Annotated in this window: 20 protein-coding genes and 1 tRNA gene; 12 read left to right on the top strand and 9 right to left on the bottom strand. The window is 62.4% G+C overall.

Annotated features, from left to right (window positions below; all coding sequences use genetic code 11):
* Positions 1 to 3: 3 nt before the first annotated feature.
* The gene (locus ROG8370_RS12400; RefSeq protein ID WP_281252703.1) at positions 4 to 963 is read right to left on the bottom strand and encodes an NAD(P)-dependent oxidoreductase; all 960 of its coding nucleotides are present in this window, start codon (positions 961 to 963) and stop codon (positions 4 to 6) included.
* On the opposite strand from ROG8370_RS12400, the gene ROG8370_RS12395 reads away from it, so the two are divergent.
* A complete protein-coding gene (locus ROG8370_RS12395; protein ID WP_085827509.1) occupies positions 962 to 3,439 on the top strand; it encodes a penicillin acylase family protein in 2,478 nt (825 codons plus the stop codon). The two genes, ROG8370_RS12400 and ROG8370_RS12395, sit on opposite strands and share 2 nt — an antisense overlap.
* A gap of 131 nt (positions 3,440 to 3,570) precedes the next feature.
* On the opposite strand, the gene ROG8370_RS12390 is transcribed toward ROG8370_RS12395, so the two are convergent.
* The 7 genes from ROG8370_RS12390 to ROG8370_RS12360 form a co-directional block, all read right to left on the bottom strand.
* Complete coding sequence (locus tag ROG8370_RS12390) at positions 3,571 to 4,359, bottom strand: FAD binding domain-containing protein (RefSeq protein ID WP_085827507.1); 789 nt, start codon at positions 4,357 to 4,359, stop codon at positions 3,571 to 3,573.
* Between the two features lie 11 nt (positions 4,360 to 4,370).
* Complete coding sequence (locus ROG8370_RS12385) at positions 4,371 to 6,734, bottom strand: xanthine dehydrogenase family protein molybdopterin-binding subunit (protein ID WP_085827505.1); 2,364 nt, start codon at positions 6,732 to 6,734, stop codon at positions 4,371 to 4,373.
* 62 nt (positions 6,735 to 6,796) lie between these two features.
* Positions 6,797 to 7,282: a (2Fe-2S)-binding protein gene (locus ROG8370_RS12380; protein ID WP_085827503.1), complete on the bottom strand. Its 486-nt coding sequence runs from the start codon at positions 7,280 to 7,282 to the stop codon at positions 6,797 to 6,799.
* Between the two features lie 117 nt (positions 7,283 to 7,399).
* The gene (locus ROG8370_RS12375) at positions 7,400 to 8,392 is read right to left on the bottom strand and encodes a molybdopterin-binding protein (RefSeq protein WP_085827502.1); all 993 of its coding nucleotides are present in this window, start codon (positions 8,390 to 8,392) and stop codon (positions 7,400 to 7,402) included.
* Positions 8,389 to 9,354 carry an XdhC family protein gene (locus ROG8370_RS12370; RefSeq protein WP_085827501.1) on the bottom strand — a complete coding sequence of 322 codons (966 nt, stop codon included), beginning with the start codon at positions 9,352 to 9,354 and terminating at the stop codon, positions 8,389 to 8,391. The genes ROG8370_RS12375 and ROG8370_RS12370 overlap by 4 nt, the downstream gene beginning before the upstream one ends.
* A 78-nt stretch (positions 9,355 to 9,432) precedes the next feature.
* A complete protein-coding gene (locus ROG8370_RS12365; protein WP_085827500.1) occupies positions 9,433 to 10,692 on the bottom strand; it encodes a vWA domain-containing protein in 1,260 nt (419 codons plus the stop codon).
* 64 nt (positions 10,693 to 10,756) lie between these two features.
* On the bottom strand, positions 10,757 to 11,665 hold the full coding sequence (locus ROG8370_RS12360; protein WP_139838129.1) for an AAA family ATPase: 909 nt from the start codon (positions 11,663 to 11,665) through the stop codon (positions 10,757 to 10,759).
* 200 nt (positions 11,666 to 11,865) lie between these two features.
* On the opposite strand from ROG8370_RS12360, the gene ROG8370_RS12355 reads away from it, so the two are divergent.
* The 7 genes from ROG8370_RS12355 to ROG8370_RS12325 all read left to right on the top strand — a co-directional run bounded on the left by ROG8370_RS12355 (position 11,866) and on the right by ROG8370_RS12325 (position 19,002).
* Complete coding sequence (locus ROG8370_RS12355) at positions 11,866 to 12,819, top strand: phosphoadenosine phosphosulfate reductase (RefSeq protein WP_085827499.1); 954 nt, start codon at positions 11,866 to 11,868, stop codon at positions 12,817 to 12,819.
* Between the two features lie 50 nt (positions 12,820 to 12,869).
* Positions 12,870 to 13,910 (top strand): dihydroorotase, encoded by a 1,041-nt coding sequence (pyrC, locus tag ROG8370_RS12350; RefSeq protein ID WP_085827498.1) that lies wholly within the window; start codon positions 12,870 to 12,872, stop codon positions 13,908 to 13,910.
* Between the two features lie 78 nt (positions 13,911 to 13,988).
* Positions 13,989 to 14,663: an orotate phosphoribosyltransferase gene (locus ROG8370_RS12345; RefSeq protein WP_085827496.1), complete on the top strand. Its 675-nt coding sequence runs from the start codon at positions 13,989 to 13,991 to the stop codon at positions 14,661 to 14,663.
* Positions 14,664 to 14,896: 233 nt separating this feature from the next.
* Positions 14,897 to 16,384: a replicative DNA helicase gene (locus tag ROG8370_RS12340; RefSeq protein WP_085827495.1), complete on the top strand. Its 1,488-nt coding sequence runs from the start codon at positions 14,897 to 14,899 to the stop codon at positions 16,382 to 16,384.
* 54 nt (positions 16,385 to 16,438) lie between these two features.
* Positions 16,439 to 17,206: a tRNA pseudouridine(38-40) synthase TruA gene (gene truA / locus ROG8370_RS12335; RefSeq protein ID WP_085827493.1), complete on the top strand. Its 768-nt coding sequence runs from the start codon at positions 16,439 to 16,441 to the stop codon at positions 17,204 to 17,206.
* A 65-nt stretch (positions 17,207 to 17,271) separates the two neighbouring features.
* Positions 17,272 to 17,348 (top strand) — tRNA-Arg (locus ROG8370_RS12330).
* 163 nt (positions 17,349 to 17,511) lie between these two features.
* The gene (locus tag ROG8370_RS12325) at positions 17,512 to 19,002 is read left to right on the top strand and encodes an ABC transporter substrate-binding protein (protein WP_085827492.1); all 1,491 of its coding nucleotides are present in this window, start codon (positions 17,512 to 17,514) and stop codon (positions 19,000 to 19,002) included.
* Positions 19,003 to 19,084: 82 nt separating this feature from the next.
* Here ROG8370_RS12325 and ROG8370_RS12320 read toward each other — a convergent pair whose 3' ends face one another.
* On the bottom strand, positions 19,085 to 19,711 hold the full coding sequence (locus ROG8370_RS12320; protein WP_085827542.1) for a helix-turn-helix transcriptional regulator: 627 nt from the start codon (positions 19,709 to 19,711) through the stop codon (positions 19,085 to 19,087).
* Between the two features lie 244 nt (positions 19,712 to 19,955).
* On the opposite strand from ROG8370_RS12320, the gene ROG8370_RS12315 reads away from it, so the two are divergent.
* From ROG8370_RS12315 to sucD, 4 genes are read left to right on the top strand one after another with little or no spacing between them, the layout of a single operon-like run.
* Positions 19,956 to 21,164 carry a pyridoxal-phosphate-dependent aminotransferase family protein gene (locus ROG8370_RS12315; RefSeq protein WP_085827491.1) on the top strand — a complete coding sequence of 403 codons (1,209 nt, stop codon included), beginning with the start codon at positions 19,956 to 19,958 and terminating at the stop codon, positions 21,162 to 21,164.
* 22 nt (positions 21,165 to 21,186) lie between these two features.
* A complete protein-coding gene (locus ROG8370_RS12310; RefSeq protein ID WP_085827490.1) occupies positions 21,187 to 22,128 on the top strand; it encodes an HpcH/HpaI aldolase/citrate lyase family protein in 942 nt (313 codons plus the stop codon).
* Positions 22,129 to 22,140: 12 nt separating this feature from the next.
* Complete coding sequence (locus ROG8370_RS12305; protein ID WP_085827489.1) at positions 22,141 to 23,331, top strand: malate--CoA ligase subunit beta; 1,191 nt, start codon at positions 22,141 to 22,143, stop codon at positions 23,329 to 23,331.
* Complete coding sequence (gene sucD / locus ROG8370_RS12300) at positions 23,331 to 24,212, top strand: succinate--CoA ligase subunit alpha (protein ID WP_139838128.1); 882 nt, start codon at positions 23,331 to 23,333, stop codon at positions 24,210 to 24,212. Before ROG8370_RS12305 ends, sucD begins: the two co-directional genes overlap by 1 nt.
* Positions 24,213 to 24,462 lie beyond the last annotated feature (250 nt).

Below are 24,462 nucleotides of genomic sequence, written 5' to 3'. Positions count from 1 at the left end.
GTATCAGCCCAATTTGTTCAGGCGTTTGAACAGGCTTGAGGTATCCCAACGCCCGCCGCCCATGTTCTGCACATCCTTGTAGAACTGATCGACCAGCGCCGTGACCGGCAGGCTCGCGCCGGTTTCATCTGCCGTGCTCAGGCAGATACCCAGATCCTTACGCATCCAATCCACCGCAAATCCATGCTCGAACTTGTCGTCAAGCATCGTCTCATAGCGGTTTGACATTTGCCAGCTGCCGGCGGCGCCCTGGCTGATCACCTCGACCACGGCACGCCCGTCAAGACCGGCCTTGTCGGCAAAATGCAGCGCTTCGCTGAGCCCCTGCACCAGACCGGCAATGGCAATCTGATTGCACATCTTGGTCATCTGGCCGGCGCCACTCTCACCGATCCGACGGCAGAGCTTGGCATAGGTGTTCATCACCGGCTCGGAAGCGTCATAGGCGCCCTGATCGCCGCCACACATGATCGAGAGCTGGCCGTTTTCGGCCCCCGCCTGACCACCTGAAATCGGCGCATCGACAAAGTTCAGCCCCGCCGCCTTGGCCGCGGCGTAAAGCTCGGCCGTGACCTTGGCCGACACCGTGGTGTGATCGACGAATGTGGCCCCGGCCTTCATGCCCGCAAAGGCCCCGTCCGGCCCAAGGCAGACGCCGCGCAGATCGTCGTCATTGCCGACGCAGGCCATAACGAAATCCGCGCCCTCAGCCGCCTCACGCGGGGTGGCCGCATGCGTGCCGCCATGCTCACCCGCCCATTTTTCGGCCTTTGCCGCGGTGCGGTTATAGACACAGACATCATGGCCAGCCGCCTGCAAATGCCCAGCCATCGGATAGCCCATCACGCCGAGCCCAAGAAACGCCAGTTTTGTCATTGTCTTTCCTCTCCCATTGTCTCGCCCAGGATTTCTGACTATCCCCAAGGCCTGATGCAAGTGGAAAATAGGGCGGGCGACAGGCATGTCACAGGTTATGAAGTGGTTATTGCGCCTTGCAGGCGGGGCCGTTCTTCTTGCGGTTCTGGTTTTGAGCGGGGCCTATTTCCTGTTGTCGCGCTCACTGCCGGACTATGATGCGCGCCTGAGCGTGAGCGGGCTAAACGCCCCGGTCGAAATCGTGCGCAACAATGCCAATGTGCCACATATCTTCGGCACCACCGACCCGGACACGTTTTTCGGCCTCGGCTATGCCCATGCTCAGGATCGACTCTGGCAGATGATGATGATGCGCCGCACGGTTCAGGGCCGCCTGTCCGAAGTCTTCGGCGCGCGCACCCTTAACATCGACAAGGTGCTGCGCCGCTTTGATCTCTATACCTTGGCGCGCCAGTCGGTCGAGGTTCAGGACGAGGCCACCCTTGCCGCGCTCAGGGCCTATTCTGCGGGCGTCAATGCGCGGCTGGCCGAAATCAACGCCTCCGCCCTTGGACGCGGCGCGCCGGAACAGTTCCTGTTCAACGCGCCGATCGCCCCCTGGCAACCGGCCGATTCCATCGCCCTGGTCAAACTCATGGCCGTGCAACTGTCGTCGCATCTTGAAAACGAGGTGCTCTTCGCACGCTCCTCGCTGGCGCTTGAAGACGCGGCGCGGCTTGACGATATCATGCCGCTCGCCCCCGGAAGCGGGATCGCCGCCCTGCCCGGTTATGCCTCGCTTTTCCCGACCGAGAGCTGGCGACGCGTGGCGCGCGCCGAACCCGCGCCCAAAGACCCGCTGTCGCCGTTTCACAAACGCGCCTTTGCCGGGGCCTCGAACGCCTTTGCCGCCGCGCCTGCGCGTTCGGCCTCGGGGGGCACCTTGATGGCCAATGATCCGCATCTGGGGTTTTCCGCGCCGGGCATCTGGTATCTGGCCCGGCTTGAACTGCGCTCCGGTGGCGTGATCGGCGGCACCATTCCGGGCATTCCGGTGGTTCTGACCGGACGCAGCGCGCGCTTGGGCTGGGGCGTGACCTCGTCCTACATGGATGATCAGGACCTGTTCATCGAAGAGCTGAACCCGGCCAACCCGTCGGAATATCGCACCCCCGATGGGTTCAAGCCGTTCCGCACCTCGCGCTCGATCATCCAGATCAAGGACGAGGCCCCGGTCACACTCACCCTGCGCTGGTCCGACAACGGCCCGATCCTGCCCGGCACCCATTATGACCTCGCCGAGGTCACCCCCGCCGGTCATGTCGCCGCCCTGAGCTGGACCGCGCTGAGCGCGCAGGACACGACGATGACAGGCGCAATGGCGCTGATGCGGGCGCAATCGGTGGATCAGGGGATTGAGGCCGGGCGGCTTTTCGTGGCGCCCTCGCAGAACCTGACGCTTGTTGATCAAGAGGTGATCGCTCTTAAGACCATCGGCGCAATGCCGCGCCGCGATGCCCGCCACGAAAGCCAGGGCCGCATGCCAAGCCGTGGCTGGCTGCCGGAAAACCGCTGGCAGGGGATGCTGGCCTATGCCGCCAACCCCGAATTCATCGCGCCTCAGGGCGGTATCCTCGGCAATACCAACAACAAGGTCGTCGACCGCCCCTTCCCGCTTCACATGAGCTTTCTGTGGGGCGACACACAGCGCGTGCACCGCTGGCGCCGCCTGATGCAGAACCGCGAAGTCCACACCCGCGACAGCTTTATCGAGGCCCAGCTTGACACCGTAAGCTTTACCGCCCGCTCGCTTTTACCCCTGATCGGCGCCGATCTGTGGTTCACCGGCGAGGCGGCGACCGAGGACACGCCTGAGCGCCTGCGCCAACGCGCGCTCACGCTTTTGGCCGAGTGGAACGGCGAGATGAACGAACACCTGCCAGAGCCGCTGATTTACGCCGCATGGATGCGCGCACTTCAGGATCGCTTGATCCGTGATGATCTCGGGCCGCTGGCGCATGAGTTTGACCACCCCGACCCGGTCTTTATCGAACGCGTGTTCCGCGATGCCGATGGCGCTTCGGCCTGGTGCGATGTCAAGCAATCCTCGCCGATTGAAACCTGCACCGATATCGCGCGCATGGCGCTTGACGATGCCCTCATCTGGATATCAGAGCGCTATGGCACCTCGCTGGAAAGCCTGCGTTGGGGCGACGCCCATCAGGCCACCCATGACCATCAGGTCCTCGGCGAAGTGCCACTCCTGCGCTATTTCGTGAACATCCGCCAATCCACCTCGGGGGGCGACAACACCCTGCTGCGCGGGCGCACGCGCGGCGGCGACGGGCCCGATGCGTTCCAGAACGTGCACGGGGCCGGCTACCGTGGGGTCTATGACTTCGCCGATCCCGACAGCAGCGTGTTCGTCATCGCCACCGGCCAATCGGGCCATTTCCTCAGCCGCCATTACGATGACCTCTCGCAACTCTGGCGGCGCGGCGAATATATCCCGATGTCGCTCGACGAGGGCCTGGCGCGCGCCGCTGCCGTGGGCATCACCACGCTGACCCCGGCAGCCCCCTGACCCCCCTTCTTCTTGGCACAAATACTCCCGCCGGAGGCGTCCCGCAGCCAGCCAAGGGCGCGCCGTTGAGCATAAAAAATGGCAGGCCCGCAAAGGCCCGCCATTCCAATCACTTCACAGGACGCTCAGGATCAGTGCGCAGCCGCCACCGCGCGCCGGGTCATCACCGCCACAAGATGGGCGCGGTAATCGCCCGATCCGTGCAGATCGCTGATCATGCCCGATCCGTCAACGCTTAGCCCCTCAATCGCCTCGGGGGCGAAATTGGCGCTCAGCGCGGCCTCGGCTTCGCTCCAGCGGAACACGCCGCCCTCGGACGCCCCGGTCACCGCGACGCGCACGCCATCGGGGTATTTTGCGACAAACACCCCGACAAGCGCGAAACGCGAGGCGGGTTGCTCGAACTTCTGATAGCTGGCCTTTTCGGGCACAGGAAAGCGGACCTCGGTGATGATTTCGCCATCCTCAAGCGCCGTGGTGAACATGCCATCAAAGAAATCATCCGCCGCGATCTCGCGATTGCTGGTGATGACCGTCGCGCCAGAGCCAAGAACCGCCGACGGATAACAGGCCGAGGGGTCGTTATTGGCGAGGCTCCCGCCGATGGTGCCGCGGTTGCGCACCGCCGGATCGCCGATGTGACCGGCAAGATCGGCAAGTGCGGGATAGGCGCCCGCCCCGGCTGCGACATCGGCGTGGCATGTACCGCCGCCGATGCAAAGCTTGCCGTCATCGGCCGTGCAGATCCCCTTCATCTCGGAAATCCCGGTCAGGCTGACAAGTTTGGCCGGTGCCGCAAGGCGCTGTTTCAGCGTCGGGATAAGAGTCTGCCCGCCGCCAAGCGCCTGCGCCTCTTCATGGCCGAGGGCGCTCACCGCATCGCCGATGGTGGTCGGACGTTCGATATCAAATGCATACATGCTGTCTCTCCTTACCCTTGCATCGCTGCCCAGACCCGCGAGGGGCTGAGGGGCATGTCGATATGGGTTACGTTTTTACCACCAGATTGCAGCGCGTCGATCACCGCGTTGACCACCGCTGGCGGGCTGCCGATGGCACCCGCCTCGCCACAGCCCTTCACACCCAACGGATTGTGGGTACAGGGCGTCTGACAGGAATGATCGACCGTATAGAACGGCACATCATCGGCACGCGGCATCGCGTAATCCATGTAGGACCCGGTTTGCAGCTGGCCGTTCTCGTCATAGGCGCAGGCCTCAAGCAGGGCCTGTCCGATGCCCTGCCCGATGCCGCCATGCACCTGGCCGGACACGATCATCGGGTTGACGATATTGCCAAAATCATCGGCGGCGGCAAAGCGTTCGATGGTGACCTTGCCGGTCTCGGGATCAACCTCGACCTCGCAGGCATAGGCGCCCGAGGGGTAGGTAAAGTTCGACGGATCGTAAAACGCGGTTTCCTCAAGGCCCGGCTCGATATCCTCAAGCGGATAGTTATGCGGCACATAGGCCGCCAGCGTGACATCGCCCCAGGCCACGGATTTATCCGTGCCCGCAACGCTGAACGCGCCGTCCTTAAGCTCGATATCGGCCTCAGAGGCCTCCATCAAATGCGCCGCGATCTTCTTGGCCTTGTTGATGATCTTCTCGGTGGCCCGCACCATCGCGCTTCCGCCAACCGCCAGCGAGCGAGAGCCATAGGTGCCCATGCCCATCGGCCCGTTGTTGGTGTCGCCATGGATAATCTCGACCATGCTGGCATCAATCCCGATCATCTCGGCGATCACCTGCGGAAAAGCGGTTTCATGGCCCTGTCCGTGGCTGTGGCTTCCGGTCATCACCACAAGACCGCCGGTGGCATTCACCCGCACCGTGGCGGATTCATAAAGACCCGCGCGCGCCCCCAACTGGCCGACAAGGTTGCTGGGCGCAATGCCGCAGGCCTCGATGTAGCAGTTGATGCCAAGACCGCGCAGCTTTCCTTTGGCCTCGCTCGCCTTGCGGCGCGCCTCGAAACCGCTGACATCACCGATCTCTTGCAGCTTGTCCATAGTGGCATGGTAATCGCCGGTGTCATATTCCACCGCCACGGGCGTGGCATAGGGGAACTCGGTGATAAAGTTCTGACGCCGCAGGGCAATCGGGTCAACGCCCAACTCGCGCGCCGCCTTGTCGATCACGCGCTCAAGCTGATAGGTCGCCTCGGGGCGCCCGGCCCCGCGATAGGCATCGACCGGCACGGTGTTGGTAAACACCGCCTTGACGTTCACATAGATCAGCGGCGTCTTGTAATTGCCCGCCATCAGAGTGCCATGCAGCCATGTCGGAACCGAGGGCGCGAAGGTCGAAAGATAGGCGCCCATATTGGCATAGGTGTCGGTGCGCAGCGCGGTAAAGTTGTTGTCCTTGTCCAGCGCCAGCTCGATCTTGGTGACGTGATCGCGACCGTGCGCGTCGGACATGAACGCCTCGGAGCGCGTGCTTGTCCATTTCACCGGACGGTTGAGCGCCTTGGCGGCAAAGGTACAGAACGCCTCTTCGGCATAGTGAAAGATCTTGGTGCCAAAGCCGCCGCCCACATCGGGCGAGACCACGCGCAGCTTGTGTTCGGCAATGCCAAGCACAAAGGCGCCCATCAAGAGGCGGATCACATGCGGGTTCTGGCTGGTGGTATAGAGCGTGTGATCGCCGGTCGAGCGGTTGAAATCGCCCACCGCCACGCGCGGCTCCATCGGGTTGGCGATCAGCCGGTTGTTGACCAGTTCAAGCGTGGTGACATGCGCGGCCTTCTCGAAGGCCTCGTTCACCGCGGCCTTGTTCTCTTCGACAAAGCCCCAGTCATAGCAAAGGTTGCTTGTCAGATCGTCATGCACTTTCGGCGCGCCCTCCTTGAGGGCGTCCTTCATGTTCACGACGGCGGGCAATTCGTCGATGTCATATTCGATGGCTTCGGCCGCGTCGCGGGCCTGCATGTAGGTCTCGGCAACGATCGCGGCGATCGGATCGCCCACATGGCGCACCTTGCCCTGGGCCAGAACCGGATGGGCCGGCTCCTGCATCACTTCGCCGAAGCGGTCGGTGACCTGCCAGCCGCAGGGAATGCTGCCGACACCTTCAAAATCCGCGCCGGTAAAGATACGCAGCACGCCGGGCATGGCCGAGGCCGCCTCGGTGTCGACCTTGTTGATTAGCCCGTGCGCCACGTCCGAGCGCAGGAAATGCACATAGGCCTGACCGCGCAGGTTGATGTCATCGGTGTAATTGCCGTTTCCGGTCAGAAACCGGACGTCCTCGCGGCGCTTCGTGCTGGCGCCAATGCCTCCGTCTTTGGGCATGTCTTAATCCTCCCTTGGGGTCCGCTTAATGCAGGCAGCGTGGGTTTCACCCACCCTACGCATCATTCGGCAGCGATTGCGCTGACGTCCTGGCCGGATGCGGCCAGGATCGCCTTGACGATGTTGTGATAGCCGGTGCAGCGGCAGATATTGCCCTCAAGGTAATCACGCACCTCGGCCTCGGTCGGCTTGGGGTTCTCCTTGAGAAGGGCCGCCGCAGACATCACCATGCCCGGCGTACAAAACCCGCATTGCAATCCGTGATGATCCTGAAACGCCTGCTGAATGGTGTTCAGCGTGCCATCGGGGGCGGCCATGCTCTCGATTGTAAGAACCTCGGCGCCCTCGGCCTCGGCGGCGAACATGGTGCAGGCCTTGACCGCCTTGCCATCCACATGCACCACGCAGGCGCCACACTGGCTTGTGTCACAGCCGACATGCGTGCCGGTCAATCCAAGGGTTTCTCGCAGAAATTCGACAAGCAGCGTACGGCCTTCAATCTGGCCCGACGCGGACTTGCCATTCACGGTCATGTTGACCTGTGGCATTGGCACCTCCCGTTGGTATTTATCATTGGTCCAGATCAGACCTTAGTAGGATCGGCCTGACTGTCCAGTCCGACTAAAGCATGCCCCCCGCACCTTGAGAACCCAAATTCTTGAAATTCAGTCGCGCCCGGCACGCCGCGGTTGCGGACGGGTCGGGATTTCCTTGAGAAGCCCCCCCACCCCCATCGCCGCCATTTCCGCCGATCCCACCGGCAGGCCGCAGGCGACCCGCGACAGCACCCAATCGGCGCCATGCAACACCGAGCTGCGCGCGCTTCCCGGCAGGCCGATCACCGGCGTGCCGCGCAATTCGCCGAGGAAAAGCAGGTTTCCGGGATCGACCGGCATGCCAAAGCGCGTCACCTCTCCGCCCGCAAGTCGCAGCGCCTGCGGCGCGGTATCAAACGGATCAGAGGTGGCCGAGGCGGTCAGAATAAGCACGATATCGCCCGTGGCGGCGGTGATTTCCTGCGCCAGCGTTTCGGCGTCATGGGCGCAAGTCCGGGTCGCGATCAGCTCCATGCCAAGGCCGGTCACCCGCGCGGCAATCGCCTCGGCGCCCTTGGTGCCCGGGCCGCCGGGAATATCGGTGATGATCAGGCTGGCGGTTTTATGCTTGGCCTGCACCAAGCGCACCGCACCCCGCGCAAGATCAGCGGCGCGCGCCAGGGCACTCCCTGGCACCCCGTAAGCGATGATCTTGACCGTGGCGATCATGCCGCCGGTGCGGATTTGATGAAAGTCCGGCACGGTGGCGACTGTGATCATCGGGTCCACCGCATTGGCGGCGTTGATCTTGTCGGCGTCAAGGCGCACCACGCCGGGCCGCTCGGCACTAAGGTTCACGCGGCCGGTAAAGGGCGCGCTGAGGTGGATACCACGGCCCTGCCCCAGAAGCGCGCGCGCCAGCTCTGCGGCGGCGGCGTCTTCGTGCAGATCGCCCGGCTCAAGGCGCGCCACGGTGACCTCGTCAAACCCCGCCGCGCGCAGGGCTTTGACGTGATCGCCGTCAAGTACCACTCCCTTGCGCAACCGCCCCTCCGGCAATTGCTCGGAATGGGCAAGGATCGCGCCCTCTGCCTGATCAATTGGCAGGGCCCCGAACTTCACGCGCCAAGCCTTAAAACGCGGGTGATTTCCGCCAGCACCGCCACGGCGATCTCGGCCGGACCCGCCGCGCCGATATCAAGGCCGATGGGGCCATGAATGCGCGCGATTTCATGCTTGGAAAACCCGGCCTGTGCAAGCCGTTCCACCCGCTTGGCATGAGTGCGGGTCGAGCCAAGCGCGCCGATGTAGAACACATCCGAGCGCAGCGCCTCGGCAAGGGCCGGATCGTCAAGCTTGGGGTCATGGGTCAGCAAAACAAGGGCTGTGCGGCTATCAAGCCCATAGGCCTGCACCGCCTCGTCGGGCCAGTCATGCAGGATGGTTTCACCGGGAAAGCGCGCCTCCGAGGCAAAGCTTTCGCGCGGGTCGATCAACAGCGGATCATAGCCCGCAATCCGCGCCATCGGCACAAGGGCCTGGGCGATATGCACGGCGCCGACGATGATCAGGCGCAGCGGCGGGTTGTGAATGGCCACGAAGGTTTCGCCATCTTCCTCAAAGCCCGAGCGATCCATGCGAAAGCGTTCGCTGTGGCCCTCGCGCTCAAGCCTGCGGGTTGCGGTCATCCCGGTGACATAGGCCACCGGCACGCGCGCCTCGCGGGCGAGAACAAGATCGGCCAAAAGCGCTTCGGGCAGTGCCGAACCGATGGGTTCGACCAGCACCCGGATGGTGCCGCCACAGGCAAGTCCAACCGCAAAGGCGTCCCCATCCGAGACGCCATATTCAAGCATCACCGGCTTGCCCGCCTCAATCGCGTCCAGCGCCTCGGCGACGACTGCGCCCTCGACACAGCCGCCCGAGACCGAGCCTGCAATCTCGCCCGCACCGGAAATCGCAAGCTGGCTCCCGACACGGCGCGGGGCGCTGCCCCAGGTGTCAACCAAGGTTGCCAAGGCCGCGCCCTTGCCGGCGCGGTGCCAGGCAAGCGCGGTTTCGGGAATGTCGTCAAATCTGGTCATCGTCTTCTCCCTCAAGGGGCTATATTTAGCATAAACCTTGCTCCCATCCCCAAGATTTTTCGGCGAAAAATCTTGACCCTAGACCTCAAGCGCGGCCATCAGACGCGCCTTTTCGCCAGTATCATCGCGGCGCGAAATTGCCAGCGCCAGATCTTCCAGCGTTGCGATGGAATGGCCCGCCCGGAAGGCATCCACATGCGGCAGCATGGCACGTATGCCTTGCGCCTTGGGCGCGAAGCCTTCCCAACGCAACAACGGATTGAGCCAGATCAGCCGCCGCGACGACAGATGCAGGCGCTCCATCTCATGGCCCAGCGCCTCGGGTGCATCGCGATCAAGCCCATCGGTGATCAACAGCACCACCGCGCCCTGCCCCATCACCCGGCGCGACCAGTCCCGGTTGAATTCATGCAGGCAGGCGCCGATCTTGGTGCCTCCCTCCCAATCTTGCGCCTGTCGCCCGGCGGCGGCAAGTGCGGCATCGACGTCGCGCGTCGCCAGTTGCCGGGTGATATTTGTCAGCCGCGTGCCAAAGGTAAAGGCATGCACCTTGGCCCAGCCCGCGCCTTTCTGATTGGCGACCGCATGCAGGAAATGCAGGACCATACGGCTATATTGGCTCATCGAGCCGGAGATATCGCAAATCACCACCAGATTGGGCCAGCGTTCGCGCGACTTCTTGCGATGGATGCGCCGCATCTCGCCGCCGTGGCGCAGAGCGGCGCGCAGGGTGCGGCGGGCGTCGATCTGGCGGCCCTGCGGGCTGGCTTCGCCGCGCCGCGAGGCAAAGGGCGCCACCGGCAGGGTCAGCCGCGCCAGCATACGCTTGGCCGCGGTCATCTCTGCGTTGCTCATCTGCTCAAAATCGAGTTGGCGCAGGCGTTCTTCGCCCGACATGGTGGCGCTGGCGTCGATCTCGATTTGCACCTCGTCGCTTTCGTGCTCTTCTATCTCGGGGGCATCCCGACTGATCCCGTCAAGCAAGGCCTCGGCGGCGCGCTTTTCGGCTGCCTGCGCGCTACGGTCTTCCTGCACGCCACGAATGGCGGGCAGCATCATTGCCATCATGTGTTCGACATAACGCGGATCGCGCCAATAGAGACGGAAAACCTGGGCAAAGACCACCAGATGTTCGGGCCGCGTCACCAGACAGGCGCGCAGGGTATAGAAAAAGTCGGTCCGGCTTGTGAAGCCCGCCATTGCCACCGCGCGTATGGCGTCAATCACCCGGCCTGTGCCAATCGGCAGGCCGGCGGCACGCAGCGCGCGGGCAAAATGGGTGATGTTATGGGTGAGCTTGGGATTATCCGGCAGATCAAGCCGGGCATATTCGCTCATGGTGCACGGTGGGGGGCTGTCTGCCCCCCACACCCCCCGAGAGTATTTGTGCCAAGAAGAAGCATCAATGCGGCTCCAGGCTTGCCTTGACCTCATCAAGGATGCGTTTGGCCTCGGAGCCCTGAAGTTTCTGGATGTCGTCCTGATATTTGAGGATCGCGCCCAATGTGTCAGCGATCACTTCGGGGCTCAGGCTTATGACATCGAGAGCCAGCAGGCATTTTGCCCAGTCGATGGTTTCCGCCACTCCGGGTTTCTTGAACAGATCCTCGGTACGCAGGGCCTGAACGAAGGCGACCACCTCTCGCGAGAGCTGACTGGCGACCTCGGGGGCGCGGGCTTGTAATATCTCGATCTCGCGATCAAAGGTCGGGTAATCGACCCAATGATAGAGGCAGCGCCGTTTGAGAGCGTCATGCACCTCGCGGGTACGGTTAGAGGTCAGGATCACGATCGGCGGTTCGGACGCATGGATCGTGCCAAGTTCGGGGATCGTCACTTGGAAATCGGACAGGGCTTCGAGCAGAAAGGCTTCGAACGGCTCGTCGGTGCGGTCGATTTCGTCGATCAAAAGGACCGGTGCACCGCCCGCCTGGGGGCGCATCGCCTGCAAGAGAGGGCGCTCGACGAGGTATTCCTCGGTAAAGAGCTCATCCTTGAGGTGGCCGCGATTCACGCCACCTGCGGCCTCGGCGGTGCGGATGGCTATCATCTGTTCGGCAAAGTTCCATTCGTAGACCGCGCTTGAGACATCAAGCCCCTCATAGCACTGCAACCGGATCAGACGGCGGCCCAGCGCGGCGGCGATGGCCTTGGCAATCTCGGTCTTGCCGGTGCCTGCCTCACCCTCAAGAAACAGTGGGCGCCCGAGGGTGAGCGCCAGGAACGTAACCGTCCCGAGACCCCGCCCGCAGATATAGTTCTGCTCCGCCAGGATTTCCTGCACGGCGTCGATCGATGTGGGGTTTTGCACTTTGGCTCTCCGCTTGGGTCCGCTATATGCCCAGAACTGCATGGCGGCGCGCAATGGTCAAGGGCGCGTCCCTGAGACAATCGTGGTAAATGCCCCCGGAATGCACACGGATTTACCAAAGTTTTGCCCAAGTTCTCACGCATGCTGATGGCAACAAAGCCGCATTCAAGCGGTCAGGCACATGCAAGGTACGAGCAGATATGCAAGATAGCGCCCAGATGTTTGACGCCGATCTATCCGGTCTGGACTGGGCGGATTGGTGTGAGCGCGCCAATGACCTGGCGGGCGATGACGGCTATTGCCAACCGCTTGGGGCCCGCCACGCCGCCGTGCTTGTGGAGCGCAAGCCGATCCTGCTTGTGACCTTTGAAACCCTCCAAAGGCTGACCGAACTTTCGCCACAGGCACAGCCGTTTGGCTGGAGCATGGTAAAGGCGCTTGGCTGGTCACACCTTTGCGTTGTCAGCGATGGCAACACATGGTTTCGCGATGGTCGGGTCTATGGATTTTTCGACCAGCTCATTGACGACGGTTTTTTTGACGACTTCGAGCAGGTTATCTTTTACGGAGCCGGGCCCTGCGGCTATGCGGCGGCGGCCTTTTCGGTTGCGGCCCCCGGTGCAAGGGTCCTCATGCTCTCGCCTCAGGCCACGCTTGATCCGCGTGTTGCCGAGTGGGATGACCGCTATGTCAAAATGCGCCGCCTCAGTTTTTCTGATCGCTATGGCTATGCCCCCGATATGCTGGATGCTGCCGATAAGGCGGTTTTGCTCTACGATCCCGAGATCGAGCTTGACGCCATGCATGCGGCTTTGTTCACGCGCCCCAATGTCCTGCGTTTTCGCACTCGCTATCTTGGCTACCGGATCGAGAGCAGTCTGATGCGCATGGGGGTGATCCCGCGTGCACTGGCGCAACTGAGTACGAATAAGCTTGACCGGCTAAGCCTTGCGCGGCGGTTTAGGGCGCGGCGCGACGATACGCCTTACCTGTTCAGCCTGCTACAGCGGCTCATGGCCGATCAGCGCGACAGGCTCACGGTCATGCATTGCCGTCGTGCCCTTGACCGCAAGGTCGGCGGCCCACGCTTCCGCAGGGCGCTCTATCTGGCCGAAACCCGGCTTGACGAGCTTGAGGGCGGCCCTGAAATCTAACGGCACACAATCTCTGGCCTTGACGCTCACGATTGTGTAAGCCCTGCGCCATGAGCCAAACCCTGACACTCCGCCGTCCCGACGACTGGCACCTGCATCTGCGCGATGGCGCGATGTTGCGCGCCGTCCTGCCTGAAACCACGCGCCATTTTGGCCGGGCGATCATCATGCCCAACCTGGTGCCGCCGGTGGTGAGTGCTTGCGATGCCCTCGCTTACCGCGACCGGATCATCGCCGCGCGCCCCGAGGGGGTGGATTTCACACCGCTGATGACGCTCTACCTCACCGAGCAGACAGACCCGGCGGATGTTGCGGCGGCCCATGCAAGCGGCCTTGTCTCGGCGGTCAAACTCTACCCCGCAGGGGCCACGACCAATTCCGCCAGCGGCGTGCGCGATTTCGACAAGGTGCGCGGCGTGCTGGAGAAGATGGCCGAGATCGGCCTGCCGCTTTGCGTGCACGGCGAGGTGACTGACGCCGAGGTTGATATCTTTGACCGCGAGGCGGTGTTCATCGACCGCGTGCTTGATCCGGTGCGGCGCGCCACGCCGGGCCTGCGGGTGGTGATGGAACATATCACCACTGCCAACGGGGTCGACTATGTCAAAGCCAGTGACCGCGATCTTGGCGCCACGATCACAACACATCACTTGATCATCAACCGCAACCACATCCTCGTGGGCGGGATCAAACCGCATTACTATTGCCTGCCGGTCGCCAAGCGCGAATCCCATCGCCTTGCGCTCCGTGCGGCTGCCACCTCGGGCGATGCGCGGTTTTTCCTCGGCACCGATAGTGCGCCCCATACCGATGCTCTCAAGGAAAGCGCCTGCGGCTGTGCGGGCTGCTTCACGGCCACCAACACCCTGTCGATCCTCGCGCATGCGTTTGAGGAAGACGGCGCTTTGGACCGGCTCGAAGGCTTCACCTCTCTCAACGGCCCGGCCTTTTACGGGCTCGCGCCGAATGAGGTGAGACTGACCCTGACCAAGCACGACACCCCGGTCACCTACCCGGACAAGATTGACACCGATGACGGCCCGGTCACCGTCTTTGACCCCGGCTTTCCGCTTTTCTGGCGGGTTAGCTGATCTTCTTCTTGCTCTAAATATCCTCGCCGAAGGCATGAAAACTCTTTGGGGCCAACCCCGCGAAAAAGGACACCGCGCATGATTCCCTCCTCCTACCCCTCGCCCCAGGACATGGCCCGCCTGAGCGCGCGCATGCTGTTGGAAATCAAGGCCGTGCATTTCAACGCGGATGAGCCGTTCACTCTCGCCTCGGGCCTGCCTTCACCGACCTATATCGACTGTCGCAAGCTGATCAGCTATCCGCGCATCCGCTCGACGCTGATGGATTTCCTGACCGTCACCGTGATGCGAAACGCGGGCTTTGAGGCGTTTGACAATATCGCCGGCGGTGAGACGGCCGGCATTCCCTTTGCTGCCCTCGTGGCCGAGCGGATGGCGCTGCCGATGACCTACGTGCGCAAGAAGCCCAAGGGCTATGGCCGCAATGCCCGCATCGAGGGCGCCATGTCCGAGGGCGAGCGTGTGCTTCTGGTCGAGGATCTGACCACCGATGGCGGCTCGAAACTCAGCTTCGTTGATGCGATCCGCGAGACTGGCGCCACCTGCGCGCATACGGCGGTGATCTTCTATTACGGCATCTTCCCGGAAACCGAGAAAACCCTCGGCGATCACGGGGTTGCTCTGCACCATCTTTGCACCTGGTGGGATGTGCTGGCCGAGGCCCGCGCACAGGGCGCGTTTGATACCGCCACTCTGGATGGCGTCGAATCCTTTCTCAACGACCCGCGCGCCTGGCAGGCTGCCCGCCGCTGAGTCGCCACGTCTGGACCTGTGCGATGGCAGGGGAAATTAAATGACATTGCGTCATCCTTGCCACGCGCGCCGGGCTAAGGCACCGAACAAGCACCACATATTGACGAATTTAAAAAACATGAGGCAATATGTACCCCCGTGTGATATCCACAGGGTATCCACAGACATATACAATTTGCGCGCCAGCGCGTGAAATTTGTAATACATCACCCCAAGGCAGGCAGGGGATTAGCATGAACGAAATCGCAGGATTCAACGCCACCGGAGCCGAGGTTCAGGCGGCCGACACCATGCCCCATTCGATCGAGGCCGAGCAACAGCTCTTGGGCGCGATCCTGACCAACAACGACGTCTATGACCGCATTGCCCAGATCATTGGCGCACAGCATTTCTATGACCCGGTGCATGCGCGCATCTACGAGGTGGCGGCGGCGCGGATTGCCAAGAACAACCTTGCCTCGCCGGTGACCCTGCGTGCCTTTCTTGAGGATGACGAGGGCCTGAAAGAGCTTGGCGGCCCGGCCTATCTTGCGCGCCTTGCAGGTGCGGCGATCTCGACCTTTGCGGTGCGTGATTACGCGCGGATGATCTATGACCTCGCGATCCGGCGCGAGCTGATCGCGCTTGGCCACAATATCGCCGGCAAGGCCGCGCGCGTGGATGTCGACAGCGAACCGAAAGAACAGATCGTCGAGGCCGAACAGGCGCTTTACCAGCTCGCCGAACAGGGCCAGACCGAATCGGGCTTTCAATCCTTCCTCAAGGCGGTCACCGATGCGGTGAACGTGGCCAATGCCGCCTATCAGCGTGAAGGCGGGCTTGCGGGCATTTCGACCGACCTGGTGGATATGGATAAAATGCTGGGCGGGCTGCACAAGTCTGACCTTCTGATCCTCGCCGGGCGCCCCTCGATGGGGAAAACCTCGCTTGCGACCAACATCGCCTTCAACGTCGCCAAGGCCTATAAACGCGGCCCCCTGCCCGACGGCACCGAAGGCGCGGTGGATGGCGGCGTGGTCGGCTTTTTCAGCCTCGAGATGAGCGCCGAACAGCTTGCGGCGCGGGTTCTGGCCGAGGCTTCGGAAATCTCGTCGCACAAGATCCGCCAGGGCGACATGGACGAGACCGAGTTTCGCCGCTTTGTCGAGGCGGCCAAGACGCTTGAATCCTGTCCGCTGTTCATCGACGACACCGCCGCCATTCCGATTTCGCAACTTGCCGCGCGGGCGCGCCGCCTCAAGCGGACGCATGGTCTTGATCTGTTGATCGTAGATTACCTCCAGCTGGTGCGCGGCACCTCGGACAACCGCGTGCAGGAGATTGGCGAGATTTCGATGGGTCTCAAGGCGATCGCGAAAGAGCTCAACATCCCGGTGATCGCCCTCTCGCAGCTGTCGCGTCAGGTGGAATCGCGCGAAGACAAGCGCCCGCAGCTTAGCGATCTGCGTGAATCCGGCTCGATCGAGCAAGATGCCGACGTGGTCATGTTCGTGTTCCGCGAAGAATACTACAAAGAGCGCGAAAAGCCCGGCGATCACGAGCTTGAGAAAACCGCCGAGTGGCAAGAGGCCATGGCGCGTCTGCATGGCAAGGCCGAGGTGATCATCGGCAAACAGCGTCACGGCCCCATCGGCACGGTCGAGCTTAGCTTTGAGGCGCAGTTCACCCGTTTCGGCAATCTGGTCAAACCCTGGCAGCAGAACGCCGGGCAGGAGTTTTAAGCCACCGCCAATACCGCCTTTTCTGCGGTCGCGTTTTCATTTATGCGCAGGCTCATGCCCAGATACGCCCTTAAAGTAGAATATAACGGTGCCCCCTTCGTCGGCTGGCAACGCCAACCCAATCACCCGTCGGTGCAGGGTGCTATCGAGGCTGCCATCGCTAAAATCGAGCCCGGCAGCCACACCATCGCCGCCGCCGGGCGCACCGATGCGGGCGTGCATGCCTATGCGCAGGTGGCCCATTGCGACCTTGTGCGCGACTGGAGCACGTTTCGCCTGATGGAGGCGGTGAATTTCCATCTCAAGCCGCTGCCGATTGCGATTGTCGGATGCGAAAAGGTTGCTGAAGACTGGCATGCCCGGTTTTCCGCCAGCGAGCGGCGCTATGTGTTTCGCGTGCTGGTGCGCCGCCCGCCCGTCACCCACGAGCGCAGTCTGGTCTGGCAGGTGCTGCGCCCGCTTGACCTTGAGGCGATGCGCGCGGGCGCGGCCCATCTCATTGGCCTGCATGATTTCACCACCTTCCGCTCGACCATTTGCCAGTCGGCCAGCCCGGTCAAAACCCTGAACGCCATCGAGATCGAGGAAATCCCGCTCTCGCTTGGCTCTGAGGTGCGGTTTCACCTGCGCGCGCGCTCGTTTCTGCACAACCAGGTGCGCAGCGTCGTGGGCACGCTGGAACGGGTCGGCGCGGGCTCGTGGACGCCCGACAAGGTGCGCGACGCGCTGCTTGAACGCGACCGCGCCGCCTGTGGCCCGGTGGCGCCACCGCACGGGCTCTACCTCGCCGGGGTCGAGTATGACGACAACCCCTTCGCCTGAGCCGCGCCGCGAGATGCGTTTTCGCTTTGATCTTGGCGCAGGGCCACGCTAGAAGCCAGTTCAGCGGTCCCGTAGCTCAACTGGATAGAGCACCTGACTTCTAATCAGGATGTTGGGGGTTCGAGTCCTCCCGGGATCGCCAGTCAAATTCACGACAAACGTCGCCGCGCGCGGTGGTCCGCTTGAAGCGCGGGGTGTGTCACACCTCGCCCTTTCAAATCGTGATGCGCCAAATGCCCTTAAGGGTTTGACTTTTCCGCCCACCCCTTGTCACAAATGGTCAACCGATCCAGAGGGAGACGGATATGCAGCCCCTTGTGCTTGCCGCCCTGGCATCAGCCCTGCTCATGGCGGGTGGGTCTTTTGCCGGGGCCGACCCGACCGGCACCTTTCGTCATGCCCATAATGTGGGGTTTGGCGCTCATTCAAGCCTTGATCCGGCCTCCAAAGGGCGGGTGCTTCAGATCATCGAGAAAATCCAGAGCCGCCTTGTGCGCCCCGGACGCGGCGGCAAGCCCGCGCCCGATCTTGCCATGCGGTGGGAGCCGGACGCGACCGGCACCATATGGACCTTTCATTTGCGCGACAACGTGCGCTTTCACGACGGCAGCGCGTTCGATGCGGACGATGTGGTCTATTCCCTCAAGCGCGTGATCGACCCCGATCAGGGCAGCCCGGCGCGCGCCGCCGTCAAGATGATCGAAACCGTCGAGGCGCTTGATCCGCTGACCGTGCGGATGACGCTGGCCTCGACCTTTGCCGATCTGCCGCTGCAACTGATGGATCCGCGCCTGCGCATCATTCCCGAGGGCTCGGGCGAGAGCGTCGCGCAGAGCGGCATTGGCACCGGCCCGTTCCGGGTTGAAAAGTTCGACCCTGACGGCATCACCATCCTGACCGCCAACGAGGAGTATTGGGAAGGCCCCCCCGCCCTTGCGCGGATCGAGGTGATCGGTGTGCCCGATGCCCAGGCCCGGCTTCAGGCATTCCTGAGCGGACAGCTTGACATGGAACGCGGGATCGTGCCGATTTTGCGCCGTGCGCTTGATAGATCCCTGCGCTATCAATTGCTTGAAATCCCGACCGGCAACTGGATGGGGCTCATCTTTCGCACCGATGTGCCGCCGTTTGACGATCCCCGCGTGCGCCTTGCGATGCGGCTAAGCGTGGATCGCAACGAGATGCTCAAGCTCGCACTTGATGGCGGTGGGGTGGTGTCTTGTGACACGCCGGTGGCCCCGAATGACCAGTACCGCGCCGATATGACCTGTCGGCGCGATGTTGAACGCGCCCGCGCCCTTTTGGCCGAGGCCGGTTATCCCGATGGGGTCGATATTGAGGTCAATGTCTCGTCGCTGGATCAATCCTGGCCGCTGATGGGCGTCACCTTTCAGGATCAGGCCGCCGATGCCGGTATTCGCGTCAAACTGGTGAATGCGGCCGCCGATGGCTATTGGTCGAACGTCTGGATGAAAAAGGATGCCTTCACCACAAGCTGGGGCGAGCGCCCTGCCGATCAGGCGCTGAACGAGGCGTTTCATTCAACCGCCAAATGGAACGAAAGCCACTATCACAACGCCGAATTCGACGCGCTTTTGGCCAAGGCCCGCGCCGAGCTTGATTTCACCAAACGCCGCGCGCTCTACGTGGCCGCACAAGAAAAGCTGCGCGAAACCTCGGGCTCGCTTATCCCGTTTCATGTGACCCAGCTTGTGGTGCTCTCGAACCGGGTGACCCATTTTGATCCGGTGCCCAATGACGCCCTGCGGTGGCATCTTGTGAGCGTCGTGGATTAGGCGGCGCGCCCAGAGTATGTCGCGTTCACTCAAAATTCACGCAACATGCTCTGACTTATTGATGTCGCATGTTCGAGAAGCTCTAATACGTCCCCGCCACATATTTCGCAATCGCCCCGCCACGCGAATTCACGTCAAGCTTTTGATAGATCGCCTTGAGGTAATATTTGATCGTATTCTCCGACAGGCCAAGCCGCGCGGAAATCTGAAAGTTCGTGAGACCATCCACCAAAAGCCCGAGAATCTCATGCTCTCGCCGGGTAAGGGCGTCGGTCTGCTCGCCGCTCAGCCGCTTGAGAACCTCGATCGGCAGGATGCTGTGCCCTTCGATCAGGTGGCCAAGGATTCGCGGCAGGTTGGTCAGGATCTGATCCATCATGCAAATGCCATGCGCGCCCGCCTTGATCGCACTGCGGATAAAGGCAAACTCGCTTTCCTCGGCGACCACCACCACCATCGCACGCGCATAATCACGCCGAAGCATATCAAGAGCGCGCGCAAGATCGGCGTCGGCAAGGCGCACCCCAAGCACCACGATCACCGGACCGGGGCGCTCTGACAGGGCCTTGCGCAGGCTGGCCATATCGGTGGCAAAGGGCCCAAGCCGCACCTCGGGAATCTGCGCCACGAGCGAGCCAAGCCCCTGACAGACAATCAATTGTCGGTCGGCGACGATCACGTCAGGCGGGGTTTTATCGGTCTCTGTCATGGGCTCATTATTCACAATCCGGCGTCTGTCAAACTTGAGAATTACGACACAAAGACACCGGAACCCGATGAAATCAAACAAAAATTCGGCATGCAACCGCATGCCGGAGGGGCCACGCGCGGGTAGTACGCCCTACCCGGAAGGGGCCAAATCCCCCCGCGCAGTCACGCATTTCCATGCGCGCGGGGATTACCAGGTGGCACCTGCCGCGGCGATACTGGGTGAAATCAGAGGAGGACACACCATGAACGGCAACCCGCATCTTTTCATCCCCGGCCCCACCAATGTACCCGACGTCATCCGTCGCGCCATGAACATCCCGATGGAGGATATGCGCGCCCCGGATTTCGCCGATTTCGTGACCCCGCTCCTGAGCGATCTCAAGCAGGTGTTCCGTCAGACCGGCGGGCGCGTCTTCATCTATCCGACCTCGGGCACCGGGGCCTGGGAGGCGGCAATCACCAACACGCTCAACACCGGCGACCGGGTCTTGATGTCGCGCTTCGGCCAGTTCTCGATGCTTTGGGTCGATATGGCCGAGCGGCTTGGGCTTGAGGTCGATCTTTGCGAGGTTGACTGGGGCAAGGGTGTGCCACTTGAGGATTATGCCGCGCGGCTTGCCGCCGACAAGGATCACAAGATCAAGGCGGTCTTTGCCACCCAGAATGAAACCGCCACCGGCGTGACCTCGGACGTGGCGGGCATTCGTGCGGCCCTTGACGCCACCGGCCACCCTGCCCTGTTGTTCGTCGATGGCGTAAGCTCGATCGCCTCGATCGAGTTCGAAATGGAGAAATGGGGCGTCGACCTTGCGGTGGCCGGCTCGCAGAAGGGCTTTATGCTGCCGGCCGGTCTTGGCATTCTGGCGGTCAGTGACAAGGCGCTTGCCGCCCATGAAGACGCCCGCATGGCGCGCTGTTACTTCAGCTTTTCGGACATGATCAAGCTCAACGATACCGGCTATTTCCCCTATACCCCCGCGACCCAGCTTTTGCGCGGCCTTCGGGTGTCGGTCGACATGCTGCTTGAGGCGGGCATGGAAAGCGTCTGGGAGCGTCATAACCGCCTTGCCGCCGGCGTGCGCCGCGCGGTCGAGCAATGGCAGGGCTGTCGCCTTGTGGCGCATGGCCCCGAGTGGCACTCGGATACCGTGTCGGCGATCTATACCCCCGAGGGCGTGGATGCGCGCCACGTGATCGAAACCGCCTATCACAAATACCAGACCTCGCTTGGCTCGGGTCTTGCGCAATTGGCCGGTCGGGCGTTTCGGATCGGGCATCTTGGCTCGCTCAACCCGGTGATGCTCTGCGGGGCGCTGTCGGCGGCGGAAATGGCGCTTGTCGATGCCGGGGTCGCGATCGAACCCGGCGCCGGGGTTGCCGCCGCGCAGGAACATTTCCGCGCCACCACCCCGCCGGTTCAGAAATCCATCGCCAAGGCCCGCGCAGCGTAAGCGCCCCAAAAGGACAGATAAAATGAGCTACACCCTGCACCCGCTGAAAAAGCAACGCCTGCAACGCTCGGAACTGGCCGTGCCCGGCTCGAATCCGACGATGATCGAAAAGGCCGCCGAGTCGGATGTCGATTACATCTTTCTCGACCTCGAAGATGCGGTCGCGCCGCCCGACAAGGTTCAGGCGCGCTCGAACATCATTCAGGCGCTCAACGATATCGACTGGAAGGCCAAGGGCAAGACCATGTCGATCCGTATCAACGGCCTCGATACGCATTACATGTATCGCGACGTGGTCGAGATTGTTGAACAGGCCGGCCAGCACCTTGATACGATCCTTGTGCCCAAGGTCGGCGTGCCCGGCGATCTCTACGCGGTCGAAACCATGGTCAGCCAGATCGAGACCGCCATGGGCTTTTCCCACCAGATCGGGCTTGAGGCGCTGATCGAAACCGCGCTTGGCATGGCCAATGTCGAGGCGATTGCCGCCACGCCCGGCCGCCTTGAGGCGCTGCACTTTGGCGTCGCCGATTACGCCGCCTCGAACCGGGCGCGCACCGTGGTGATTGGCGGGCTCAACCCCGATTATCCCGGCGATCAGTGGCATTTTGCCCTGAGCCGGATGACAGTGGCCTGTCGTGCCTTTGGCCTGCGCGCCATTGACGGCCCGTTCGGCGATTTCAACGATCCCGATGGCTATATCCTGTCGGCCAAGCGCGCCGCCGCCCTTGGGATCGAGGGCAAATGGGCGATCCACCCAAGCCAGATCGCCCTTGCCAACGAGGTTTTCTCGCCCCCCGAGGCCGAGGTGACCCGCGCGCATCGCATCATCGAAGAGCTGAAAAAGGCCGAGGCCGAGGGCCGTGGCGCCGCAAGCCTTGACGGCAAGATGATCGACGCCGCCAGCGAACGCATGGCCCGCAACGTGCTTACGGTGGCCGAGGCCATCGCCGCCCAAGGCTAAGGAGGACAGACAATGGACATTCACGAATTTCAGGCCAAGGAACTTCTCAAGCGGTTTGGCGTCAACGTGCCGCGCGGCGGCATCGCCTATAGCCCCGAACAGGCGGTTTACCGCGCCAGCGAACTTTCCGGCGACAAATGGGTGGTCAAGGCCCAGATCCATTCCGGCGCACGCGGCAAGGCAGGCGGCGTGCGGATCTGTTCGGATGAACGCGAGATCAGCGAGGCCGCGCAATGGATGCTTGGCCGGATGCTTGTCACCCATCAGACCGGCCCGCAGGGCAAACTTGTGAGCCGCCTTTACATCGAAGAAGCCACCAAGATCGCCCAGGAAATCTATCTTGCCTTTGTTCTGGACCGCAAAGAGGAACGCGTCGTCGTCGTCGCCTCGGCGCAGGGCGGTATGGAGATCGAGGATATCTCGGCCAACGAACCCGATTCGATCATCCGCTCGGTGGTTGATCCGGCCGTCGGCATGCAGGCCTTTCAGGCCCGCGAGATCGCCTTTTCGCTCGGGCTTGACCCGGCGCTTATTCCGCAGGCGGTCAAGACCATCACCGGGTGCTATCGCGCCATGGCCGAGCTTGACGCCAACATGGTCGAGATCAACCCGCTTGTCGTGACCCAGAGCGGCGAGATCATGGCACTTGATGCCAAGATGTCGTTTGACGACAACGCGCTTTATCGCCGCCCGGAAATCTCTGAACTGCGCGACAAAAGCCAGGAAGACAGCCGCGAAACCTATGCCGAGGATCGTGGATTGGCCTATATCGGGCTGGACGGCGAAATCGGCTGTATCGTCAATGGCGCGGGGCTTGCGATGGCGACGCTCGACATGATCAAGATGGCCGGTGGCGAGCCTGCCAACTTTCTGGATGTGGGCGGCGGCGCCTCGCCGGAACGCGTGTTGATGTCGTTCAAGGCGGTGCTGAATGATCGCAACGTCGAGGCGATCCTGGTCAATATCTTTGCCGGTATCAACCGCTGTGACTGGATCGCCGAAGGGGTCATCCGTGCCTACCGCGAACTTGACCTCAAGATGCCGCTGGTAGTCCGCCTCTCGGGCACCAATGTCGAGCAGGGCCGCAGGATCATCAAGGACAGCGGCCTTCCGATCATCACCGCCGAGACCCTCGTTGATGCCGCAAATCTGGTGGTAAACGCATGGAAAGACACGAAACCTGCGCAAAAAGGGGCTGCATGATGGCCATTCTCATTGATAAATCGACCCGAGTGTTGGTGACCGGCCTGACCGGGCGCATCGGCAGCTTTCACACCCAGGACATGATCGCCCATGGCACCAATGTGGTGGGCGGCGTGACCCCGGGCAAGGGCGGAACCAAGCATAACGGTCTTCCGGTGTTCAACACCGTCAAGGGCGCGGTGGCCGAGACCGGCGCCGATCTTGTGATCTGTTTCGTGCCGCCCCCCTTTGCCGCCGACTCGATCATGGAGGCCGCCGATGCGGGCATCAAGACCTGCGTCTGTATCGCCGACGGCATCCCCGCGCAGGACATGATCCGCGTCAAACGTTACATGCGCCGCTACAAGGCCGAAAAGCGGATGCGCCTGATCGGGCCGAACTGTGCCGGGATCATCACCCCCGGTCAGGCTTTTGCCGGGCTGATGCCGCCCTCGATCTACATTCCGGGGCGGATCGGGATTGTCGGGCGCTCGGGCACGCTTGGCTATGAGGCCGCAAGCCAGATGAAAGAGCGCGGCATCGGGGTTTCGACCTCGGTAGGGATTGGCGGCGATCCGATCAACGGGTCAAGCTTTCGCGACGTGCTTGAGTTGTTTGAAAACGATCCCGACACCGACGCCGTGGTCATGGTCGGCGAAATCGGCGGCCCGCAAGAGGCCGAGGCCGCCGCCTATATCCGCGATCACATGACCAAGCCGGTGGCCGCCTATGTGGCCGGTCTTTCGGCGCCCAAGGGGCGGCGCATGGGGCATGCGGGCGCGATCGTGTCGGCCTTTGGCGAATCAGCCCAGGAAAAGGTCGAGATCCTGTCAGAGGCCGGGGTGACCATCGTGCCGACGCCCTCTTCCTTTGGCGGTGTCGTCGAAAAAATGGTCGCCTGAGAGGCGCGATTTCCCCTGCGCGCGCAGCCCCGGTTGCGCGCACAGGGACCGGCGCCGCCACAGTTCTGCCACATTTGCGCCGCACCGGCGCCGCGAAATTGTGGTCCCCTGATGGGTATACCAAGCGCAGGCCCGGCGCGCCCGGACCTTGCCAGCATAATAAAAGCAAGCCCAGGAGCAGACCGATGGCACAGGCAAAACCGCCCGAATCAGAGGCGAAACCACCCAATCAAAAACCCGCATCCCCGCA

This window comes from Roseovarius gaetbuli, from assembly GCF_900172365.1.
In the GTDB taxonomy this organism is placed as follows: domain Bacteria; phylum Pseudomonadota; class Alphaproteobacteria; order Rhodobacterales; family Rhodobacteraceae; genus Roseovarius; species Roseovarius gaetbuli.
The sequence above is the reverse complement of the archived record's forward strand: the minus strand, read 5'-3'. Positions and strand labels throughout refer to the sequence as shown.

Excerpts from the sequence above, each read along its gene's own strand:
- ROG8370_RS12395 (WP_085827509.1), top strand. The coding sequence starts at position 962 with ATGTCACAGGTTATGAAGTGGTTATTGCGCCTTGCAGGCGGGGCCGTT.
- ROG8370_RS12400 (WP_281252703.1), bottom strand. The coding sequence starts at position 963 with ATGCCTGTCGCCCGCCCTATTTTCCACTTGCATCAGGCCTTGGGGATA.
- ROG8370_RS12390 (WP_085827507.1), bottom strand. The coding sequence starts at position 4,359 with ATGTATGCATTTGATATCGAACGTCCGACCACCATCGGCGATGCGGTG.
- ROG8370_RS12385 (WP_085827505.1), bottom strand. The coding sequence starts at position 6,734 with ATGCCCAAAGACGGAGGCATTGGCGCCAGCACGAAGCGCCGCGAGGAC.
- ROG8370_RS12380 (WP_085827503.1), bottom strand. The coding sequence starts at position 7,282 with ATGCCACAGGTCAACATGACCGTGAATGGCAAGTCCGCGTCGGGCCAG.
- ROG8370_RS12370 (WP_085827501.1), bottom strand. The coding sequence starts at position 9,354 with ATGACCAGATTTGACGACATTCCCGAAACCGCGCTTGCCTGGCACCGC.
- ROG8370_RS12365 (WP_085827500.1), bottom strand. The coding sequence starts at position 10,692 with ATGAGCGAATATGCCCGGCTTGATCTGCCGGATAATCCCAAGCTCACC.
- ROG8370_RS12355 (WP_085827499.1), top strand. The coding sequence starts at position 11,866 with ATGCAAGATAGCGCCCAGATGTTTGACGCCGATCTATCCGGTCTGGAC.
- pyrC (WP_085827498.1), top strand. The coding sequence starts at position 12,870 with ATGAGCCAAACCCTGACACTCCGCCGTCCCGACGACTGGCACCTGCAT.
- ROG8370_RS12345 (WP_085827496.1), top strand. The coding sequence starts at position 13,989 with ATGATTCCCTCCTCCTACCCCTCGCCCCAGGACATGGCCCGCCTGAGC.
- ROG8370_RS12340 (WP_085827495.1), top strand. The coding sequence starts at position 14,897 with ATGAACGAAATCGCAGGATTCAACGCCACCGGAGCCGAGGTTCAGGCG.
- truA (WP_085827493.1), top strand. The coding sequence starts at position 16,439 with ATGCCCAGATACGCCCTTAAAGTAGAATATAACGGTGCCCCCTTCGTC.
- ROG8370_RS12325 (WP_085827492.1), top strand. The coding sequence starts at position 17,512 with ATGCAGCCCCTTGTGCTTGCCGCCCTGGCATCAGCCCTGCTCATGGCG.
- ROG8370_RS12320 (WP_085827542.1), bottom strand. The coding sequence starts at position 19,711 with ATGACAGAGACCGATAAAACCCCGCCTGACGTGATCGTCGCCGACCGA.
- ROG8370_RS12315 (WP_085827491.1), top strand. The coding sequence starts at position 19,956 with ATGAACGGCAACCCGCATCTTTTCATCCCCGGCCCCACCAATGTACCC.
- ROG8370_RS12310 (WP_085827490.1), top strand. The coding sequence starts at position 21,187 with ATGAGCTACACCCTGCACCCGCTGAAAAAGCAACGCCTGCAACGCTCG.
- ROG8370_RS12305 (WP_085827489.1), top strand. The coding sequence starts at position 22,141 with ATGGACATTCACGAATTTCAGGCCAAGGAACTTCTCAAGCGGTTTGGC.
- sucD (WP_139838128.1), top strand. The coding sequence starts at position 23,331 with ATGGCCATTCTCATTGATAAATCGACCCGAGTGTTGGTGACCGGCCTG.